At 59.0% G+C, this 21671-nt stretch carries 19 protein-coding genes; 8 read left to right on the top strand and 11 right to left on the bottom strand.

All coding sequences use genetic code 11. The features are described 5' to 3' along the window. Positions 1–121 precede the first annotated feature (121 nt). Genes ABSL23_RS03570 through ABSL23_RS03555 form a run of 4 tightly spaced genes read right to left on the bottom strand, consistent with a single transcriptional unit; the run spans position 122 to position 4390 of the window. Complete coding sequence (locus ABSL23_RS03570) at positions 122–2155, bottom strand: AAA family ATPase (protein ID WP_353634734.1); 2034 nt, start codon at positions 2153–2155, stop codon at positions 122–124. After that, a complete protein-coding gene (locus tag ABSL23_RS03565) occupies positions 2148–3065 on the bottom strand; it encodes a hypothetical protein (protein ID WP_353634733.1) in 918 nt (305 codons plus the stop codon). The genes ABSL23_RS03570 and ABSL23_RS03565 overlap by 8 nt, the downstream gene beginning before the upstream one ends. Position 3066: 1 nt before the next feature. Then, on the bottom strand, positions 3067–3594 hold the full coding sequence (locus ABSL23_RS03560) for a hypothetical protein (RefSeq protein WP_353634732.1): 528 nt from the start codon (positions 3592–3594) through the stop codon (positions 3067–3069). Then, positions 3587–4390, bottom strand: coding sequence for a hypothetical protein (locus tag ABSL23_RS03555; protein WP_353634731.1), 804 nt, complete (start codon positions 4388–4390; stop codon positions 3587–3589). The genes ABSL23_RS03560 and ABSL23_RS03555 overlap by 8 nt, the downstream gene beginning before the upstream one ends. A 134-nt stretch (positions 4391–4524) precedes the next feature. On the opposite strand from ABSL23_RS03555, the gene ABSL23_RS03550 reads away from it, so the two are divergent. Further along, positions 4525–4725 (top strand): ribbon-helix-helix protein, CopG family, encoded by a 201-nt coding sequence (locus ABSL23_RS03550; RefSeq protein WP_211312382.1) that lies wholly within the window; start codon positions 4525–4527, stop codon positions 4723–4725. A gap of 292 nt (positions 4726–5017) precedes the next feature. Then, the gene (locus ABSL23_RS03545; RefSeq protein WP_353634730.1) at positions 5018–6031 is read left to right on the top strand and encodes a hypothetical protein; all 1014 of its coding nucleotides are present in this window, start codon (positions 5018–5020) and stop codon (positions 6029–6031) included. Between the two features lie 196 nt (positions 6032–6227). Here the strand turns inward: ABSL23_RS03545 and ABSL23_RS03540 are convergent, their stop codons facing one another. Then, a complete protein-coding gene (locus ABSL23_RS03540) occupies positions 6228–7085 on the bottom strand; it encodes a DNA-binding protein (RefSeq protein WP_353634729.1) in 858 nt (285 codons plus the stop codon). A 682-nt stretch (positions 7086–7767) separates the two neighbouring features. Here ABSL23_RS03540 and ABSL23_RS03535 point away from each other — a divergent pair. Together ABSL23_RS03535 and ABSL23_RS03530 are read left to right on the top strand one after the other, a co-directional pair. After that, the gene (locus ABSL23_RS03535; protein WP_353634728.1) at positions 7768–8541 is read left to right on the top strand and encodes a hypothetical protein; all 774 of its coding nucleotides are present in this window, start codon (positions 7768–7770) and stop codon (positions 8539–8541) included. A gap of 547 nt (positions 8542–9088) precedes the next feature. Further along, a complete protein-coding gene (locus ABSL23_RS03530; protein ID WP_353634727.1) occupies positions 9089–9433 on the top strand; it encodes a hypothetical protein in 345 nt (114 codons plus the stop codon). 67 nt (positions 9434–9500) lie between these two features. On the opposite strand, the gene ABSL23_RS03525 is transcribed toward ABSL23_RS03530, so the two are convergent. From ABSL23_RS03525 to ABSL23_RS03500, 6 genes are all read right to left on the bottom strand, one after another. After that, positions 9501–10667: a hypothetical protein gene (locus ABSL23_RS03525; protein ID WP_353634726.1), complete on the bottom strand. Its 1167-nt coding sequence runs from the start codon at positions 10665–10667 to the stop codon at positions 9501–9503. Positions 10668–10739: 72 nt separating this feature from the next. Beyond that, entirely contained in the window at positions 10740–11111 is a 372-nt protein-coding gene (locus tag ABSL23_RS03520; RefSeq protein WP_353634725.1) for a hypothetical protein, read from the bottom strand. Positions 11112–11187: 76 nt separating this feature from the next. Beyond that, the gene (locus tag ABSL23_RS03515) at positions 11188–11697 is read right to left on the bottom strand and encodes a hypothetical protein (protein WP_353634724.1); all 510 of its coding nucleotides are present in this window, start codon (positions 11695–11697) and stop codon (positions 11188–11190) included. After that, complete coding sequence (locus ABSL23_RS03510) at positions 11694–12290, bottom strand: helix-turn-helix domain-containing protein (protein WP_353634723.1); 597 nt, start codon at positions 12288–12290, stop codon at positions 11694–11696. Before ABSL23_RS03510 ends, ABSL23_RS03515 begins: the two co-directional genes overlap by 4 nt. 139 nt (positions 12291–12429) lie before the next feature. Next, positions 12430–12771 (bottom strand): type II toxin-antitoxin system PemK/MazF family toxin, encoded by a 342-nt coding sequence (locus tag ABSL23_RS03505; protein WP_353634722.1) that lies wholly within the window; start codon positions 12769–12771, stop codon positions 12430–12432. Further along, positions 12768–13127, bottom strand: a complete 360-nt coding sequence (locus ABSL23_RS03500) for a helix-turn-helix domain-containing protein (protein WP_353634721.1) — start codon at positions 13125–13127, stop codon at positions 12768–12770. Before ABSL23_RS03500 ends, ABSL23_RS03505 begins: the two co-directional genes overlap by 4 nt. A gap of 610 nt (positions 13128–13737) precedes the next feature. On the opposite strand from ABSL23_RS03500, the gene ABSL23_RS03495 reads away from it, so the two are divergent. From ABSL23_RS03495 to ABSL23_RS03480, 4 genes are all read left to right on the top strand, one after another. After that, on the top strand, positions 13738–17376 hold the full coding sequence (locus ABSL23_RS03495) for a hypothetical protein (protein WP_353634720.1): 3639 nt from the start codon (positions 13738–13740) through the stop codon (positions 17374–17376). A gap of 1112 nt (positions 17377–18488) precedes the next feature. Further along, a complete protein-coding gene (locus ABSL23_RS03490; RefSeq protein WP_059057832.1) occupies positions 18489–19346 on the top strand; it encodes a CBS domain-containing protein in 858 nt (285 codons plus the stop codon). Further along, the gene (glyS, locus tag ABSL23_RS03485) at positions 19339–21066 is read left to right on the top strand and encodes a glycine--tRNA ligase (RefSeq protein ID WP_353634719.1); all 1728 of its coding nucleotides are present in this window, start codon (positions 19339–19341) and stop codon (positions 21064–21066) included. The genes ABSL23_RS03490 and glyS overlap by 8 nt, the downstream gene beginning before the upstream one ends. Positions 21067–21068: 2 nt before the next feature. Beyond that, on the top strand, positions 21069–21632 hold the full coding sequence (locus ABSL23_RS03480) for a dolichol kinase (RefSeq protein WP_353634718.1): 564 nt from the start codon (positions 21069–21071) through the stop codon (positions 21630–21632). Positions 21633–21671: the final 39 nt, after the last annotated feature.

The raw sequence follows: 21671 nt of genomic DNA, 5'->3' as shown, positions 1-21671 counted from the left end.
GCCGAACCTATTGAGAGATTTGACGGGATTGAATTACGACGTCCTAGTCCCCCTAAACGTAATGAAGGGTATGTGCGCCGAGGCTGCTTCCCCTTTGCGGGCCTATACGGGAATCAAATTTTCAGATATGTTTCTCAACCGGCTCCAAGGCGTAGGATTCCGCCAGCTTATCCCGGCCGGTTAGGTTTGAATCCGCCATCGCCACGATCAGCTGGTAGCTTTCCAGGATTTCAGGAAGTTCCAACAAGAAGTCTGTAACGTCCGCTGCGTTCTCATCGTCCGGACCATTCCCGTAGGGCGAGTCAATCAGCAGCAGTTTGAGCGGAACCGTCTCACGCTCCTCCTCCAACTCTGCCAAAACCGTAGTGTGGAAAAGTAGCATATGCAGAAGGAGCTCTGCATCAGTTTGTCCCAACAGTCCTGGCGATTTCTGCGTATTGTCTGTACGGTGAATCGTGTAGCTGTACGAATTACCTCTGTCGAAGCGGACACCGGTGGCATTGGCAAAGGTGCCGCGTGTGAAGATTTCCAAGAGAGATTCCATCCGCTCTTCCAGCCTGTTCTTCAACCGTCGACGGGCTTCCTTCCGCTCCTCGGATATAATGCTTTGGTAGGACTCCAACGCATCCATCCGTTGCTCCTTCCTCTGTCTTTCCTCGTCAATCTGGCTCCACTCCCACACCTGCCGGGCAACACCATGTAACGAGCCTTTTTTCGCGTCGATACTGAGTTCGAGGGAAGTATTCTTGTCCCGCAGATCTTCGATTTCATGCTCTATCTTCTCCTTTTCACGCTTGTACTCTGCAAAGCCGGATTGCTCTTCCCGCGTTTTTACGGTTTCAAGTTGGTCCCTCTTCTCCTCCAGTTCCTCTTCCAAGAACTCAATCTCTCCCTCCAGTGTCCTCTGCCGGCTCTCCAATTCCTCCAGTTCTTCCTGCCTCTTCTCCCGCTCAATTACCTCACCTTCCTCGTCAACCTCGGACACCGTTTCGTAACGGTCGTCTGGAACATCCTTTCCGCAGAGCGGGCAGTCACCGTGGTCGTTGAAACGTTGCTGTTGCTCCGGGTCAACATCGCGGGTGCAGACCGGACACCGGTTCGGCAGCGAGATCAGCTGCTGAATTTCCCGTAAAGCAGGGGCAATTTCGTCGGTTGCGGTCTCATCCTTTAACTTAGATATCTCCTGTTTCACACTTCGGAACTCGTCCTCCTTCTCTTGGAGACGAGACTGAATATCCGATATCTCATCCTTCAAATCGATTTTCTCGGAGAGAGCCGAATCCGCCTCGCTCTTATCAAGAAGCCGGTCAAGTTCCTCCCGTCTTTCTACCTTCTCAGAAAGCTGGTCCTCTACCTGTTCCTGCTCCTGCCGCAGTTCCTGGATTTCGTCATTGATCCGTTTAGCCCGCTGCTTGTACTCCAGCAACCGAGTCTTCGCTTCCTGTTCCTCGTCCTCCAACTTGCACTCCTCAAGTTCACTGCGTATCGCCCTATCCACCTTGGTGAGCTTGATACCGAACAACAGATCGATCAGATCCGCGGCCTCGTCCCAACCATAGAAGCTGCGGAGGTCACCGGAGATAATGCTGAACAAGGAGAATATGTTGAACCGGTCGAAACCCTGCTCATACAGCGGTGTGATGCCGATTAGGTCGTCGACTTCTGACTGGGTGCGTTGCTCCGCCTCGCCGTGTTCACTGTCCCCCGGGTTTTCGATGACGTTGGGCTTATTGTGGCCTTCATAGCTCTGATTCCGCTCCATCTCCCGGTGGACTAGGTAGTTGCGGCGGCCCTTCCGCCAGTACCCGTCGGTTTTCAGCTTCTTGTAGTTCCGGTTAATCGGTCTCGTGATCAATGGATCGTCATTGTCTCTGCCGAAAAGGTTGAACCGGGTGGCCTCAATGAAGCTGCTCTTCCCTTTCGAGTTTCGTCCGTGAATGATGGTGGCCCGGTCAGAAATGGAAACGTCTAACTCATCGATGACTTTGAACCCTTCAATATCCATCCGGGTCAAGGAGACCAGCTCATCGTCAAACTCGAGGTCCCGGTATTTAGCGTCCAATATGTCGATGAACTCGTCTACGTACTCGTCGTCGATTCCCTCATCTTCTCGTATCGACTGTTGGACTTCTTCCTTAATTCTGGGTTCAGACATGGCCTATCTCTCCTCCAGCAGAAATCGTGATCCAAGGTTCAGAATCATACGTCACTCGTCTCCCTCTTAGCAGCAGGTCCCGCTCCTCTGCTTCCTTGACCGGGTCCAAGTCCATGATGTATTCGTGGAGTTCTTCCACCGTCATGTGACCGAATTGAAGGACGACGTGGTCAATTGCATCCTCCCAGTCCGACAAGACCTCTGTCTCCAATGATTCAAGCTGGGAAGCGAAACGGTCCATCACCACTTCACCCGACCGTCCCAGTGTGATCCGGTACCGGCAGTTCTCCTCGTTTATCTCCGGTGTCTCCACCTTCGCCATTACTTCCTCATCAATCAGGTTAGAGGCGTAGAGCCGGCGTTTATCCTCTTCCAATGTCTTGGCGAAAGGCCCGGAGCTCCGCATCCGGTATGTGTAGCGGAATCCGGTTTTCTCCAACTTGCCGTGATCGTATGGCGTAGTGTCTCGGTCCATTCGGTTCTGGTCTGCGAGCTCTTGGTTCACCAGGTAGACCAATTTCTGGAACTTGTACCGGCTGTCAATCCCTTGAGAAAGGGTTTCCGAGCAGGAGTGAACCAGTTTAAGCAGCATCGTTAGATCCAGAATCTCGTTAACCGAGTACCGGATCTTATTCCAGCTCTGGTAGACCTCGTCGAAAGGAATCTCTCCGGAACTGAAGTCCTGGACGACGTCTTCTCCGATGCCAGCCTCCTCCAGGTAGCTGAGTACCTCCTCGTGGGTGAAAACATCCTGCTTCAGGTGCTCTAAATACTCCTCATCGTACTGACTGAACGCGGCTTCCTGCCGAGATGAAATCCTCTGAGCGGTATCAACGAACTCCTGCCGCTCCGTACGCGAAAGATCCAACCACTGCGACACTCTGAGCAAGGCTTTTTCGTGGCGAGCCATGCTAATTCTCCACCCTGTGGTAGGCACCTTCGCACCATTTGAAAACCCAGGAACGAGCAGATAGGCCGCTGCACTCCGGGCAAATCGTCCTGAAGTAGTCCCTGGCCTCATCCATGATTTCTTCCTTCGATGAAGCTCTTTCAATAGGACGCTGAATCATATCGAGTTTTTGTCCCGGGTTCGAGTGCTCTGAATCGTCAATAATGGCTACTATGCGGGAGGATTTAGGAATTGTTGTCCCATTGAGATAGTCCTCCATCTTAGTTCCAATAACTAGGTCACAGTGAACCAGAATCAAGCTGTTAGGGATGATCTCCTTGTCTCTCTCGATACTGGCTTTGGGCAACCGTTGAGTGTCGGCCGAGAGGTCATTATCGATGTGTCGACCTTCGCCGTTTACATGCTCACAATCTACGACCCCTTCCATGATGTCGCCCACCGGTTCGCCAAAGCAGGTATCTGAATCTACCAAAAACAGAACCATCTCCGTATGAGGCCAGACAGACTCGACATCCACAGGTTCATCCATGATTGGTTATCCTCTTTATCCGCTTAATTACTGACTTAAGCTCCTGTCTCCGATCTTTTAATTCTTGCTGCTCTGGGGATTGCGAATTTCCGGCGATCAGATGCTTCGATGGATCTGGTCGACCATGGAGATCATCCAAACAAGCCTCAACATCCTGAGCTAGCCTTGCTCCGTCCTGAGTCTTCGCCTTCTTTAGCACATCCGCAGTCTCCTGCATCGAATCTTCCAGTGCTTTGTACCTCCCGGTCAAATCGATCGGCGCTAGCTCGGTTTTCTCTAGGAACTCCTTCGCCTCGATTACCCTTTCAGAGGCTTCCTCAAACTGGTAGTAGTCATCTGGGGCGTCGATCTCGTAACGGTCGAAGTAGAACAGAATCAAGAATCCGAAGATAACACCGATGCAAAGACCCACCCAGATCTCCTGGTTGGTCGGGGTTAGCGGCGTCTGGTAAACCCAGGTATGGAGTAAAAACCCGATTCCAGTCGCCGATCCACCAAGAAGTAGGTAACCTACTGCGATAAGACCAGGGACAAAATCTGTGTGTAGAATGGAGGAGAACGAGTCCTTGGCAGCACTCCGTGATATGAGATACGCGCCGAGACCGGTTACAACGGCGGCAACAGTGAGTACCTCTGTAAACTGTGGCACTACACTGGTATTCAGTAATCCTCCCGAGGTGAAGCTGAAAAGACCGAGAAGGAATACACCTTCCAAGATAACAGCGTAGAAGATACGTCGAGGTGGACCTCCAAACGTGAAGCAGTCCAGATAAAGAGAAAGCCGGTTGTCAGACATTTTCCAGCAGTAGACGATGTCTCTGGCTGTGATTAGAGGGTGTCATAGAAGAGTTCTCATGGTTTGCTGAATCAGCTCTAACGAATTGAAAGCGCCGTACACTTGGTGCACGCTATTTTTAGCTTGTCGTAGCTATGGCGAAAGAGAAGTTCGGAGTCGCTGTTGACGAGGAAATCGTGCGAGAAGTGGACGAACTGGTCGCTGAGTGTGACGATCTCGGAGTCAGCCGCTCCGAGATCGTCGAGGCCATCCTCACAGCGTTCGTTCAATCCGAGTCAAACCACGCTGCGCGAGTGAGAGAGATCATAATTCGGAAACGAAAGGGTACTCTCTAAGCATCTTAACATATCGTGCACCAAGTGCACGACTTTCTAAGCTAGTAACGCTCTATAACAGTTAGAAAACTCTACTATAGTGTGTGAAGACTTCTATGACACCCTCTGTGATTAACCTATTGGAAAGACTATCTCGTCATTGACACCCTCCGTTAGTTTGTTTAAACGCCAGTAGTGCCTTCACACGTACTAACAACAGCGTGACTCGATAAATTGTTCGGCTATATTTACCGGATGTTACTCGCTGGCCCCATCCAAAAATTATAATGTTGTTATTTAACACAGTAGTGGTGTGGCTAGTATATTCCTCCATCGAGTGCCGCTCTCTCTTGAAGACGAGTTCAATAATCTCGTTCTTAACTCAGATGATCCTGTTTGGGGAATACCTCGGTACCTTACCGGATACCCACCGATTGAGGGCGAATACGAGAAAATTAAGGGAGGAGACTTCATCCTGTTTAGTCGGAACGGCGAAGTCGTGGGGTGCGGTTTGGTCTCTGATAAACCAGGCCCACAAGAGGGTTCAGAGTATGACCAAGGAGATCGCCTATCCCAGTACTATCGCCTTTCTATGTTCTCAGAGGAGTCTCTCCCGGAGCAGACTGTTCTATCTCTCTTTGATTTCTCCACGTATGAAGAGTACCCTCAACTGTTCAAAATTCCCGAAAACCGGATTGGAGAGAGGTTAGAATATGCCGAAACCCCCAGAGAACTCTTAAACAGAATCATAGGTCAAATTGCAGAGGTGGGATCGCAACCACCCGATCCCGACGGAGGAAACGGTGGGGATGGCGATGGTGGAGGTGGTGGTAGTGACGGCGGTGAGGGTGACTCAGATAATGGAAATGGAAGAGAAGTCCTGCGTCAGACTGCTAGCGATATCGTTCAGATATCAATTCTCCTGACTGGTATCATCATTGCCGCCGCTTCGACACTCGAGAAAACGGGTCAACAAAATCAAGTTGAATTCGGTGTTGCTATGGGGTTTGGTGGACTCCTATTGCTACTCAGTATCCCACTGGCAGCGCACGTTATCATTAGAACTTCAATCAACCCTGTGCGTAGCCCAGACGTTGATCAAGAAACCAAGCGGAATCTATGGCTCTCGAGATTCATCACTGGAGCTGTCGCATCTGCTGTAGGAGGAGTAGTGCTGATCGCGGTTGACGCTGGGCTACAAATCGGATTAGGTCTGGTTTTAGTCATGCGTCCGACGTTCTACGCTCTTGGAGAGGCGTTGTTTGTCTTGGTTATATTTGCCGTAATCTATTGCCGAACATACCGCCCGGTATCGGGGCCTAACTAGCCCGGCTACAGAATCCAAGAGTAGACCACGAAACAGACTGCGTTGCGACAGCGGTCTTGCTTCTGGGTATACCGCTCCTGAAAGCTGTGACTCCGGTTGTGGCTGCCGGCCGATCGGAGGGTGGCCGGGAGCGGAGGGTGGGGCGGTGGGGCTTGGGTCTGGTCTGGCACACAAAAAGAAAGTCACTGCATCCTCGCTATGCTTCCCACCAGCGGCCGCGCTCCGGGAAGTGGATATCCGACCATCCAGTCAACGCAATTGAACACCGGCCTTCGTACCAGTTCTTGGCTGCTGCCCGGAACCGGACTGTCTGTCCTTCGCGGACAACCGTCTGCCCGGATTTCTCCCAGCAGGTGAACTTGATTTTCCCGCTGTCATCCGCTATCAGCCCGACTTGCTGAATCGCGCTACTGCTCGGTTTCCAAAGGGTCTGCACAGTTCCTTGAACTGTTACCTCCCCGACTGGAACCTCGGGCACCTCCGCGATCGGCACGACCGCACCCGGCACCGCCTTCAGCTCCTCGACCAGCTCCAACACCGCCGACGTCACGTCCTGGCCGGCACGAACCTTCTCGGCTAACTGCCGTGCGATGGCCGCACTCGTCCACCCACAATCCACTTCGTCCTGAATCCGCATCGCCTCCCGATTCACCTCTGCAAGTTCGTCCCGCGAAAGCTGCTCCCGCGGGTCCGTCCGTGCCGGCTCGTCACGTCCACACTGCTCGGTGACGACGTCACGCGTTCGCTCCTCTCGACCGTCCTGCCGACCCAAGTCAGCACGAGCACTGATGTGTTCGAGCTCGGCTTCCCGCCCCAGGATGCGTTCCTCCTGTTCGAGCGTGACGCCGTGAATCCGCTCGGCGCTCGTGTCCGCGATGCCATCCGGATGGTTCGCATCCACCTTCGCCTGCGTTTCCTGCTCGACCGTCGCCTCGAAGGTTGGCGTGTCGTCGACGACCTCCACACCGTCTTCAGCGTTCGTCTGCTCCTCGGGATGCTCGAATGCCTGTTCAGCGACCGTAACGACCTTGCGACTAGCGTTGTTACTAGACATTGGAGTTCACTAACTCCGAAGGCGCTCACGCGCCACCACCGCGATGCTGCTACATCGCGGTTTTCTGACGACAACGACCGACAGACCCATCTGCGCGCTCTCGCTCGCGCCTTCGCGAGCGCCCTACCGGGCGCGAGCGAGAGCGCGTCTGAACTGGGGGACCCAACCAGCACCGCGCGGCGTCCTGCCGAGCGCAGCGAGGCAGGGCTTGGAAGACGAACGGAGTGAGTCTTCCAGCGACCTGCCTGGAGCGAGCGGCCAGCGCATTCCCCGTTCGCCGCGACGCAACTACGTCCGTCGCGGTCGGCTGTGCCGAGGTCCGCAGGACCCGAACGGGAGAAGCGCTGGCGTCGAGGGCACATGCACTTTAGCCCGGAACGGGCGCGGGCGGTGCGGAGAGCGCCCGCACGCCCGGAATGGTCGGTCGCGAGCGACGCGGAGGGCGGCACGCGGCGCGCGGGGCGAGCCAGTACTACAATTTCACCAAAGAACGCCCACCCCTGTTCACCGATCAACGGTTGGAGTGTGGCTAAGGCCACCAATCGAAAATACACCGCAGCCTTCTCTCACCCTCCAGTTGAAGCAACCCTGCAAAGCCACGAGATGGGGATTACCAACTACGCCACTCTGGCTTATGCAGTCTTCCAGAACTTCTTTACTATGTTAAGAACCACCAGTCTATATGTCAGAAGGAAGTAGGTACGTATTTACTGGACGTGTGATCCCAGAGCGGTCTAATGTCCACATACAATCACTCGAAGCACATTCCGAGTATGGAAAGCTGGACATCTCAATTGCTTCTTCTCAGATACAGGCTGTATTAGATTCTGAAGACGGCATAGAAAACATACACACCGCCAGAAATAGCGTTAAAAGTGCAGTCCACGAAATATTAGATATATTCTCGTTCACCCATGGATACTCATATTCGATTGAAATTACTTCTGTAACTTATCCAAATAATAGACATCGGGTATTTGGGGTGGATGTCGGAATATTACAGAATCAGTTGGAAGATGACGAGAGGAGTGAGATGTTTCAGACTGTCCTTCAGGTTATTCCTACAGAAGATGGCCGATACCTGAAACGCTGTCTAAAGAACCTAAGATTATCTACAAATAACCCAGTAGACACCGGGTTACACTGTTATCGAGCAATCGAAGCGATTCGGAAATATTTCCATTCTGAATTTGATATTCCAGACGACGAAGGCCACAGAAGTGAAGCGTGGAAAACCCTGAGGGACGAGCTCGATGTCAGTAGAAGCAATATTGAGGAAGTAAAAGAATATGCTGATGAACCCAGACATGGCGGAATTGTAGAGATTACTGACGAAGAGCGGGCAGATGTGTTTGAAACAACATGGAATATCATCTGTGCTTTCGTTGAATATCTTCACGAGAAAGAGGATCTGGACCCAATTAGGGTCGAAATGCCGGATAGCAATTCAGCGTAAGTAGTAAAGCGGATCTAATTCTTAGCTATTCCTGTCTCCTGATCGACTATCCTTAGGGGGATATCCACACTTTTCCGCCCTCTCCACCCCGTTTCACGTTTTGACAGTTGATTCTCGAAATGTACACACGAGATGCCGATATTCGTGTGAACATTATCTGCCCGTAGCCGGACAAAGGCATGCTGTTACGCCTATTCTCTGAAACCCATGACTGTGAACAGGCTGTTGTTCACACGATCGGAGATAGGCAGGTAATTCGCGGGGGACAAAATGACACGACCTTAACCAACAAAATGGCCAGTTTCTGCTGGGTGTTGGTTAACCCGAAATCACAACTGATGCCCGTTGTTGCCGCGAGTATGGCGTCGGAACTGACGAACGGCGATTCACGAGGTTCCGCCACATCGATACGTACAGATGATCGACCCAACGCTGTAGAGTGTTGTCTACCAGACTGGTGTCAAGAGGATCGTGCTACATATGAGGAACTATCTACCATAGCCCCCTCCCCCGAAACACTTTCCAGTTCAGGTTAGAAGAATCCGATATGATTGACTCTTTGGATGACGTTCCAGATTATGTCGAAGAAGAGGTTCGGAATCGGATTGGTGCTGGTGGGGACGGAAGTACGCTAATCATCGACGAGTCCAAAGAAGAGTACCTCCTTGGTTATACGGGATTCACCAAAGCCCTGAAGCGAGAATATGAAAACGCCTGTGAGGATCGGAGAGAGGAAGCTATCAAAGTATACCAAATCAGGATAGATAGTTCAGGGGTTCAACTCACTAGGTATGAAAGCGCGAATGGTGAGAATGCAGAAAAAAATCTGGCGAGAGGGCGTTCAATAAACACACCTACTGAGCGACTTATTCACGCCAAACCCAGCTGGTGAGAACTCGCGCCGGTGTGAGAGTCGCTTCGGTAAGTACAGGAAAACTACGTGGCGCTACAGGTGGTTTCTATGCTTGCTGGATCTCGTCAGCGCAGGCTTGAAGAATTTCGTCATTACTTAGACAGTCCATCTCCGCGAAGAATCGATGAGGTGGGTTCGCACCATCTATGTGAAGTAATTCCCTGATTGTTCCCATCGTCACGTTACAAAGCAGCATTTGTGCGGCGAACCTATCGAGTTGCTCAATTACATCTTGTTTGTTATTGGGGGTTGCACGGGTTGCTGTCTCTATCGGCTCGCCTTGATAATCCACCTCGCTCGTGTCCTCCGCGATGTAGAATCCATCTTCATCGAAGGTAATTGTCCCCGCTCCATTGCGATTCCGTTCACGCTCTAGAGCGACAACTCCATATCCTTCGTCAAAACACCCACTCTTCAGATAACCCGGGTTTGAATTATTACGTTCGTATAACTGCTTGACAGCACTTCCAAACGACGTATCTGACTTCTTCACCTCCCCCACAATAGTTTGTTCCTCCTTGTCTTTGTTAGTTGTCCCTTTCCCGTGTAGAGATTCTCGAACCGAGAGCAGGCTAAGTTCATGGACTGCACCACCGTCTCGAATCCAGCCACGCTCGGCAAGCTTAGAGGTAAATTCGGATCGCCAAGCAACAATATCTGGGACGCCATATCCCGGATGACGTCGAACTCCGTTTGTATGAAGGCGTGGAGTGTACCACGAGTCTTCAGCGACCATCCATCCCTGAGCAACCAAATAGTAGACTGCCAATTTCTGTGTCAGATTTTCAGGAATCCGGCCAGGGAGTAGAATGAGTATTTGATTCTCTGGTTCAATACCTTCGGATTTGAGTTCGTATCGTCTGTCTCGGAGATATGTTTTATCAGTACTGTCGGTCCCGGTACTATTGACGAATGATACTGCTTTCTCCGTGATTAGCTGTGAATTGTAGTGATCAAGATACGCTGCATACGGCGAAAAACACGGGAAGTACGACGGAGTATCATCTTGGTAGAGGGTGAGTCTTGGTTCGTTAGCTCCTGGAGCAGGCGGAAGCTCTTGGGTCGTCCGGTGAGCTATTTGATTAAAATCAATCGTCAGGCCGGGGTCGGATAGCCACAGATCTACCTCACTCTCACTAGAGTCTAGTTTCATCCCGGATAACTCAGAAGCTAATTCCTGACACGCACCTCTGACGTGTTCACGGTATTCCATCAAGGACAATACACCTTTACGAGAACGAAATAAGTTAGGGTGGCGGCTATGTCGGTGTATTTGCGGTATTGGTCAGGGACTCTCGTGTTTTTCCCGGAATTCCCAGATATCGTCGCAATCGAATTGATCTAATCGCGTTACGTACCCACCAAAACGGTATCGTCGCCAACACTTGTGCCCATCAATAAATACGGGATTGTCTCCAGGATTAGCTGGAAAATTAACGGAGTCTGGATCTTCGGCGTCCGCTTTTACTTTTTCCCGATACGCTGCTCCCTGCTTCGGTTTTTCTCCATTGCTGGTTTCCGCCTTAAGATCGCATTCCCAGCAGACGAGGTTTGGATAGGCACTCGTCATATCCGGAGCTATCTGCTCAAGTGGCCCACCACAAATCGCACATTCGTCTTGCCGTTCTCCCTCTGGATAGTTGATGCAGTCACTCATTTGTGCTCCATAATTCGGTTGTGAGAGATAATCTTTCCTGCAGACTAGCTATGCTCTCTCCAAACGGGAATAGCAATCAGTTGTTGCCGGTGACCAGATCCTCGATGAACCGGAACCCGTTCACGTACGTCACCGAGTCCCTGTACCCTTCACTCGCGAGGACGGTTTCGGCCCCCTCGCCGGCCGCGATATCGGTCGTGTAGATGTACACCTCGGTCGCCGTCCCCGCGCTGAGATACTGGGTAGCTAGGGCGGCGAGGGCAGCGTCCACCCGTTCAACCTCGTCGGCAGGGCGGTTGTCGGCGTTCGCGATGTACCGCTGGACGCCGTCCATCACCCACGAGACGACCGGCTCGGAGAACTCCAGCGGTGCACCAACCGTCGCCCACCCCTGGTCGATCGCGGTGTCAATCGGCACTTCCTCGATGTCGGAGTCGTCGATGGTCAGCTTCTCGTACACCCGTTCGGGCAGGACGAAATTCACGTCGTTCCGGCGAGCGAACCGGCGAACGGCCTGGTACCGACGGTTCGATGGCTGTCCCATCGCGACGAACAGGCCGGTGTCGGCGATGTGGAGCCGGCTCACGCGTCGTCAGCGCCGTCGGCGTCGATATCCAACTCGTCGAGTCCCGCCCCAGCCTCCTCGATGTCGTAGTGCTCGTCGACGACGGGCCGGAGCGCCTGCAGAATCAGCTCCGCAGCCAGCGGGGAGATGTCGAGGTCCTCCGCCATCAGGCGGTGGGTCACCTCGCCACGCTCCCGAGCAACCGCGTAGGTGAGTGCGGTTGCGAGGCCGGCGACGCCGTGGCGGTCGATGTAGGTGTCGATGTCGGCGTCCGTCTCGCGACGGCCGACGGCGTCGATTAGCGCCGGCGTGATCGTGTACTCGCGGTCGCCGGCGGCCGTCGTCACGGTCAGGTCAATCTCCCGGGCGGCGTACCGGCGTGGCTGTTCGTCGTCGGTGACGTCGACGACGCCGGCGTCGACGAGCCGGTTGACGTAGCTGTAGGCGGTCCCCTGGGCGAGTTCGAGGTCGTCCATCACGTCCTGGACGGTTGCCTCCCCCTCCCGAGTGAGGTACGCGTACATCTGGGCGAGCTGTGGCTCCTCAAGGAGGTCTGCAGCTGCGAGGAAGTTCTCGATGATGTCGCCATCGGCGCGGTTTGCGGCGTGTTCCACAGTCTTAGTTACGGTTTACAGCGAATCTGTAAAACGTGTTTGGGGTGCCGCCGCTCGCGTCACGTGCTGCGACCAGCCGAGAATCAACTGACACAGGACGTCCTGACGGGATAATAGCTGCCACGACGAGGAGCGGTTCTCAGCCGGAAATGTAGTCAGTCAGTTGGTTCGTCACGTCCGCGGTGCGCTCGTCGACGAGCGAGGTGAGATAGTGGTCGACGTCTGCCGGACTGGTGAGCGTCGCAAGCGACCACGGGAGGACGTGACTTCGTTCTCCGAGTGGGTCGCCTGCGTAGTCGTCATCTCGAAGTGTGAGTGATTCCTCGTGATAGGTTTTCGTGGAGATGAGGACCGTAATGAGCTGCACACCATGGGACGAGAACTGGGGAGCCCCTAGCACGAGCATCGGGCGGCCTTTCTCTGAGAGCGGGTCGCTCGCCCAGACGATGTCGCCACGTTCCAGGTCTTCGAACGCCGTCACTGTACGTCTTCCAGCTCGTCAGTCTGGATGTCTTCGAGGTGCTCCTCGCCGTACTGGTCGTCGGCCGTCTCGTGGTAGCGATGGAGTTGATAGGCAGATTGGAGCCGCTCTTCATCGTCCGTGATCGCCCAGTACGGGCGCTTGTGTCGCACGAGCCCGCGTTCCTTCAGCCGCGAGAGGATCGCACTGACAGCATCCGTCTCCAGGCCGAGTCGCTCAGCGATCGACGCCGCCTTCCACGCCCGGTCGTCGTGCTCGTCGAGGAACACCACGATCCGCTCGGTGTCGGTCCGCTCCTCGAAGTCGTCGGCATCGGCGTTCTCGAACTCCTCGATATCGATGGCGCCGCTCGACATACGGGACTGTTGGGACTGTTGGAACATAGCTATTTGGTTCGTTTGCTCGTTGGTGGAGCTAGTTCTATGCCTACCGATACGCGATGGTCACTCTGCCGGCGTCGCGACGAGATGCTCCTCGAAATCGCGCGTCCAGTCCGTCGCGAGGCCACCCGGACTACAGCGAGCACACAGCTGCAACGGGCCGTCCAGCTGCTCGAGTTCCACCCGGAACCGGGTGAGCGCCGCGAGCGTGTCGACGACCGGCGGGAGTCTCGAGCGACGCGGCGGGCGGCAGCGGCGAGCGGGGCGGGCCGTCACGTACGCACCTGTTTAGCCGGCTTCGTCGCTCGGTGACTCAACCGATGACTGGGGTGGACGTCGAACGGGCGCGGCCGCCTCGGTCGTCCCCCGCCCCCGCAAGCACCGCAGGGACGAGGCGCGCAGCGGGGGCGCGGGATGGCGAGCGGCCGCGGGCGTTCGCCCCGATAATCTTAACCAACAGCCCACTCCCCACAGACTCTGTTGGTTAATGCGCTAAATTCCACCTAGCCCAAACGTACAACTACCTGCGTGCCACACACCCACACACCACGTATCGCCCACCAAACACGTCCCCCATCCGCTAGGTATGCCCCCCGAGCAGTTCACGACCGAACGCCAGTACCTCCACGTCCAGCCAAGTACCGACCCGCTCCATCCACGTGACGTCGCGCGTTCGATCACGCACCTCCATCGCACGACGGACCAGCCGACCTACGAGTGGTTGTTCGTCGCGACCGGCGACACCGGCCCGACGGGCGACCGCCACATCGACTGGTACGTCGACAACACGGTCCAGCCAGTCAAACGCACACTCCGCCAGTCCCTTCCGACGTCCGTCGACCTCGTCGAAACCACAACCTCCTACCACGACGCACTCGGCCTCGACGCTCCACTCGAACCCGACACCGACGACGCTACAGATGACGACGCGGTCGCTGGCGTCGAGTGGCAGGGCGTCGGCGACCGCCCCGACGACTGGCAGACGCCACTCCCGGCGCTCGAATCGTTTGCCGGCGACCACGAGGGCGATTGGCCGCTCGCCGGCCTCCTCGACGCGCTCGCCACCACCGACGCCCCCGTGCTCGTCCAGATTCTGGTCACGCCGAAGGCCGACTGGACCACGACCAAGGAAGACCGCATCATCGACTTAGAGTTGAACGGTGACTTGCGCCGCCACGAACTCGGCCAGGCGATCTTCGGCGGGATCGCGGACACGATTACGGAGGCCACCGAGCACGACACAACACGGTCTCCCTCGTATCGACGCCATGACTCCCAACCCGGCCAGCACGCCGGTCGTCGAGACCCCGACACCCCCGCGGGCCGGAACGCACGCCGCCGCGTCGATGATGCCACAATCGCGCCGTCGAACGCTCGCCGCATCGAAGCCATCCAGACCGTCGACACGCGGCAGTCGTTCGTCGTCAACGCCCGCGCCATCACCATCGCCACCGACCCGGCGACCGCCGACGCCACCACTGACGCGATTTCGGCGGGCTTCCAATCAGTTCGCGGCGACCACTACCGCGTCACACCCACCACGTACCCACCAGATAGCGACGCCGCCCGCGACCTCCTCGACACCATCTCCACGCGAACCACAAGGACGAGTCCGAGCCGCCGCAAACACGTCCTCCCGTGGGTCGAGAACGCCAGCCCGGCTATCGTCGCCGACCCCGCCGCCGTCGGTGCATTCTGCGTCGTCGACGGCCCCTCATTGAGTCCGGCAGCGAGTCGCGCGCTCGAACCAACACCCGAGGACCGCACGGGCATCGAACTCCCGCCCCGCTCCACCCTCCAGCGCTACCTCGACCAGCCGGGGATGACCGTCGGCCACCCCCGCACGGGTGACCGCACCACCCTGGACGCGACACTTGCACTGCCGCCAGCCGTGCAGTCGCTCCACACGGCGATCTTCGGGTCGACGGGCGCCGGCAAAACCGCCGTCGGCCAGCGCATGCAGCTCACCAATCACGCTGCGACGGACGGCGCCACCATCTACATCGACGCGAAAGGCGACGACGCCCCCGAACAGTACGCCAAGACGCATTACGCCCGCTACGACACCCTCGAAGACGTCTACTACTTCGACTGCACCGAGTACCTGCCGGCGCTCCCCTTCCTGACGATTGAACCACTCCTCGACGCTGGGTTGGACCGCGAGTGGGCTGTCAATACGGTCGCCGAACACTACGTCGACCTGCTCGCGGCGGCGATGGGGCCCGAGCAGTTCTACAGTGCTGAGGCCGCCGTCGAAGTCATCCAGCAGCTCGTGCGCGCGCTGTTCGACCCCGTCCACGGCGCCGACAGCATCAGCCAACAAGAACTGTTGGCGGCGGCCGCGCAGTTCCACGAAACGAAGAACCCGCCGCCGGTCTCGGACGGCCGGCTCCACCAGCAGCTCGCCAGCACGGCCGCGAACAACCCCAACACGTTCGACAGCATCATGAGCGCCGCCACCCGCCGCATCGGCACCGCAACGAACGACGCCCGCCTCGCCCCCCTCTTCGAAGCGCACCCCTCGGCCGACCGCTTCGACCTCCGCGCGGCCCTCGACGACGACTGCGTCATCGTCTTCGACCTCCAGGGGTACGGGGAGCGCTCGCGGACGCTGCTCGCGGTGGCGATCCTCTCGCAGCTGTGGCGCGCGCTCCAGCGCCGACAGACAACGACGAACGCGCAGGACCGCCCGCTCGTGAACTGCTACATCGAGGAAGCCGCCGACCTCGCCACCACCGGAATTCTGGATACGCTGCTCTCGCAGGGCCGCGGCTTCGATCTCGGGGTGACGCTCGCCATGCAGTTCCCCGACCAGCTCCGCGACTCCCACCCCAGGGTGTACGCCGAGCTGTTGAACGACGTCGGCACGATCATCACCGGCCAGATCGGTGTCGACCGCCGGCTCACGGAGCGCCTCACCACCAGCGACCACGACCCCGACCAGGTCGCCGCCCGCCTCCGAGCGCTCCAGCGCGGCGACTGGCTCGTCAGCCCCGCCGCTCCCTTCGCCGAACGCCAGCCCAACCCCTTCCACGTCGCCTCCCCACCACTCCCCGCCGGCCACCCCGAGAGCGACGCGCCGCTCACCGGCGCCACCAAGCACGCGTTCGCCGACGCCGTTCAGGCCGCCAAAACCCGCACCCGCGAAACCTACGGCGTCGAAATCGGGCGCGCCGCCAGCACGAGCACGAGCACGGAGCCCGCGGCCGCCACCGCCGTCGACGGCTCCGTCGCCACCCTCGTTGCCGCCACCGCAACCATCCCCCACACCGAGCGCTTTCCCGAGTGTCTCACGTACATCGACGAACCCCCGTACCCGCTCGTCTGCGACACCTGCGACGACGACACGAAATACCCGTCGACACCCGACGGGATGCGCCGCGCCATCAACTGTCACCATTCGCTCGAGGCGGTCGACCGCGCGAACATTCCCATCTGCTCGCTTGACCTGACGCTCACCAGCGGCGAACGCGCCGCCAGCCAGTACAGTGACGCCCAGCTCCGGCTGCTCGCTGCTGTGTACATGGCCCACCAGCAGCGCTTCGACCCCGAGCTGGAGTTCGACCTCGTCCACGACTCCATGATGCACCTCGAAGCATACGTCGGCATCGACGCCGACGGCGTCCAGGAGCTCGTCGACGACGGCCTCCTCCGCGTGGACTGTCGCCGTCCACACAAGCTGTACACGGTCACTCCCGAGGGCCGCGACGAAATCGGCGTCGCCCACCGCGACGGGATTGCGCACGGGGATGGCATGGGCGACCTCTCCGAATCCAGTCTCCACGTCGCCATGGTCGACGTCGGCGCCCGCCTCCTCGCCCAAGAGCTGGTCGGCCCCAACAAACCCGGGGAACGCGTCCAGCGCTACTACGGCGTTGAGGATGGCCGCCTCGATGCCGCCGTCCTCGACGGCGACGAGAACGTGGTTGCCGCGTTGGAAGCCGAACGCATCAACAACGACCGCCACGAGGCGATCCCCCACGACTACGACAAGATGGCCGCCTGCAACCCCCAGCACGCGTGGTGGCTCGTCAAAACTCGTGGCGACGGCCACCAGCTCCTCCACGCCCTCCACGACCCCCCAGATGGTGCCTCTCGTGTGCCCCGTACGTACAGCGAGAACATGGCCCCCCACCAATACCGCCTCGACACCACCGGGTTGACTGACGTCTACACCTTCGAATACGCCCGCGACACCCTCCTCGACGACGACCCACCCACGTAGCCAACCCCAACTACTACAGAGCCCATCTCATCCGCAAGAACACAGTTCACCAAGCTCTGAACACGACCCGAGCATGGGGGGTCACGCCACCCCCAAATACGACTGACGAGCATGATTGTGCGAGTAAGCAACCAGCACACGGCTGCACACCACTGTTACAGCCACTCAAAAACCCCATCTGTCCAAGCGCCGTGGGACCTATCGACGCCACTGCAGACCGCGTCCACGACCCCCACGAGCGACCGGTCGCCGCCGTCACCACGCGACGCTGCGGAATCATAGCGCTGTCCGGAACGGACGACACGACACAACACGACGTCCGCTCACCGTGGGCTCGCCACCAGTACTGACCGTACCTTGCTCGGCGCATCCACCGGGCACAAGGCCACGACTCCCAACAGCACGCATCACCGAACACATCGACGCCCACACCCACGCGCGAACGCATACATGAGACCGCATGTGACTACCCACCCGGCCATCGCCTGCAACTGCCACGTCCCGCCCGGGCTACAGAGGGACTCTACTGCGATAATTGCGGATGTTTCTGTCTCTGTAGTTTCGAGCTGGTTGGCGAGCAGACCGTCCAAGCGGCGCCGGGAGCGCTCAGCTTGAATTGGAGTCCGAGATGCAAACCCCTCAATCCGGCCCTATACGGCCGGATTTCGGTATCGGATAGGGGTCCCAGTGTCGGCAGATCTGATGCAGTTCGATGATGTTGCTGCAGAAACTACAGAGAAATTCAGGGAGTATAACCGGCTGAAGCACGGGATTTCGGCGCTCACGTGAACGACACTACTGGCGGAGGGAGGGGATCAGATGAGCTCCGAGAGTGGACTCTCTTCGAAATCGGGCGTCTCGAAAATCCGGAACGGGCCGGCGAAGCAGCGGTCGAGATAGCTCAGCATTCTTGCGGGCAGACCAACTGCGAGGTCGTCTAGGCAGGCACGACCGAAGCCGGTGTCGACGTCGGTGTCGCAGTCACCTGTGTTTCGCAGTTATTTCATTCCGGGAACGTGGAGAAATCGACTTGGGAACGGCTGTAATTGGCGGTGTAACTCTGTAATACGGTGTCGTAGCCTACAAATGGGTGGGGAAAGTACGACGCCTACATGAACGTCGCTGACGCGATGACCCCCCGGGACGACGTGGTTACCGTCGAGCTTCCGGGGACGCGGGACGACATCCTCGAGTACATTCAGGAGCGGGCGTTCTCCTCCGTGCCCGTGGTGAAGCCGGGCGATGACGGCGAACAGTACCGGGGACTGGTCTCCCGGGACGACCTCATCGAGCACCCCGAGGAGGACCAGCTCGCGATGCTGATGCGGGACGTGCCGACGACGACCACGGCGGCGACCGTCCGTGAGGTCGCGGCGCTGATGCACCGCGAGGGGACGCGCCGCGTGCCGGTCGTCGAGGACGGCCGCCTCGAAGGCATCATCACGGTCACGGACGTCGTACGCGCGATCGCGGATGGCGAGGAGGACGGTGACACGGAGGTCGGCGAACTCGCCCGGGAAGACGTGAACACGACGTACGCGGAGACGCCGCTGACCGTCGCCGAGCGCGAAATCTCGTACGCGAACGTCCCCTACACCGTGGTGCTGGGCGACGACGCCGAGATGGCGGGAATGTTGACGGAAGTGGACGTCATCGAGGTCGCGCGCGTCGTCGAGGGCGAGGCCGACACCGGTGATTCGATCGCGGACGACGACGACGACTGGAAGTGGGAGTCCATCAAGGCGGTGGGCGCGCGCTACCTGCCGACGCGGAACGTCGAGATTCCCGCGGCGCCGACGCGGGAGTTCATGACGAGCGACGTGGTGACGGTGACGAAGCGCCGGACCGCTCGCGAGGTTGCACAGACGATGCTGACCAACGACATCGAGCAGGTGCCGCTGGTGTCCGGCGACAGCCTCGTGGGCATCGTGCGGGACGTGGACCTGCTGGCGGGGTTGAGCGATGAGTGAGCTCGACGAGCTCGCGCGGCGGCGCGGGTTCTTCTTCCAGGCGAACGAGGCGTACGGTGGCGTCTCCGGGTTCTACACGTACGGCCCGGAGGGCGCGGCGCTGAAGCGGAACGTCGAGGAGACGTGGCGGGACCGCTTCGTCACGCGCGAGGGGAACATGGAGATCGACGCGCCGACGGTCACGCCCGAGCCGGTGTTCGTGGCGTCCGGCCACCTCGACGGGTTCGACGACATGCTCGTGGAGTGCGCGGAGTGCGGGGAGAGCCACCGCGCGGACCACGTCGTCGAGGACAACACGGACATCGAGGATGCCGAGACCTACCCCACGGAGCAGGTCGAGGACATCATCGCCGAGCACGACCTGGCGTGTCCGACGTGTGGCGCGCCGCTTTCGGGGCAATCCGTCGACGAGTTCAACCTGATGTTCGACACGACCATCGGGCCGGGCGACGGCCAGCCGGGCTACCTGCGCCCGGAGACCGCGCAGGGGATGTTCACGGAGTTCCCCCGGCTCAAGGAGTACGCGCGCAACCAGCTGCCGTTTGGCGCCGCGCAAATCGGGACGGGCTACCGGAACGAGATCAGCCCGCGGAACGCGCTCGTGCGCACCCGGGAGTTCACGATGGCCGAGCTGGAGTTCTTCGTCGACCCCGAGGGCGAGGGCCCCGACCTCTCCCGGGTCGCGGACGTCGAACTGCCGCTGTACTCAGCCGACGCTCAGGAGTCCGCGGGTGAGGAGTACCAACACCTGACGCCCCAGGAGGCCTTAGAGGAGGGCGTCGTGGGCGACGAATGGGTGGCGTACTTCCTCGCGCGCTCGAAGGCGTGGTTCGAGCGCGTCGGCGTGGACATGGAGCGGTTCCGGTTCCGCCAGCACCTCCCCGGCGAGCTCGCGCACTACGCTTCCGATTGCTGGGACGCGGAGGGCGAGGTCGGCGGCGACTGGATTGAACTGGAGGGCGTCGCCTCCCGCACGGACTACGACCTCTCGAAGCACAGCGAGCACGCCGACGACAACTTCACGATTTTCAAGCAGTACGACGAGCCCAAGACCGTCGAGCGCGCGACCGTGGACCCCGACATGGCCTACCTCGGGCCGGAGTTCGGCGGCGACGCGGCGGCGGTCGCGGACGCCCTCGAAGCGCTCGCGGAGCGCGACCGCTCGGCGTTCGACGGCGAGGAAGTCACCGTCGAGGTGGACGGCGACGAGGTCACGGTCCCCACCGAGAAGACCGGCTTCGCCGTCGAGGAGCAGACCGAATCCGGTCGCCACATTATCCCGCACGTCGTCGAGCCGGCGTTCGGCGTCGGGCGCGCCGTCTACACGGTGCTCGCCCACAACTATGCCGAGGACGAGGTGGAGGGCGAGACGCGCGACGTCCTGCGGTTGCCCGCGGAAGTGGCGCCGACGACGGTGGGCGTGTTCCCGCTGATGGACAAGGACGGGCTCGGCGAGCGCGCCCGCGACCTCGCGGCGGAGCTCCGCGAGGCCGGACTCTCGGTGACGTACGACGACTCCGGGAACATCGGCCGGCGGTACCGCCGGCAGGACGAGGTCGGGACGCCGTACTGCGTGACCGTCGACTACGACTCGCTGGAGGACGACACGGTGACGCTGCGGGACCGCGACACCACCGACCAGGTGCGAGTCGATGTTGACGACCTGGCGGACGTGGTGGCGGGGCTCGCCGACGGCAACCGCGAGTTCGCGGACCTGTAACGGTGAGCGAACTCGACCGCCGGCTCGTCCACGCCAGCGGCGCACTCCTCCCCGGGGCGTTCCTCGCGGGCGTGGTGCCGTGGCCGGCGGTCGAGTGGCTGCTCGTCGCGGGGTCGGTCGTCGCGGCCGCCCTCGAAGCGCTGCGGCTCTCGGGGTACGTCTCGTGGCGCATCTTCGACCGCCTGACGCGCGAGTACGAGCAGGACAATCCCGCGGGGTACGCGCTGTACGTGTTCTCGTGGACGGCGACCGCGTGGCTGTTCGCCCCCGTGGTTGCGGTGCCCGCGATGTTGATGCTGGCGCTGGCGGACCCCGCCAGCGGCCTGCTCTCCCAGACGAGCGGGCTCGAAGTGAAACAGGGGTGGGTGTTGCTCGCGACGTTCGGCATCTGCATGGCCATCGCGAGCCTGCTCGGCGTAGCACCCGTGCCGGCGGCCGCGGGCGCGCTCGCCGCGACGGTCGCCGACGGCACCAACCCAGTGGTCCGCGGCTACGTCATCGACGACAACGCCTCCATCCCGCTGGGCGCCGCGGCGGCGATGTGGCTCGCGCGGCTGGCCGTGTGAGTCGGGTTCGGTTCTCCTCCACAGTTCGTCGTGCACGAC

The organism is Halobacterium sp. NMX12-1, from assembly GCF_040435975.1.
GTDB lineage: Archaea > Halobacteriota > Halobacteria > Halobacteriales > Halobacteriaceae > Halobacterium > Halobacterium hubeiense.
The sequence above is the reverse complement of the archived record's forward strand: the minus strand, read 5'-3'. Positions and strand labels throughout refer to the sequence as shown.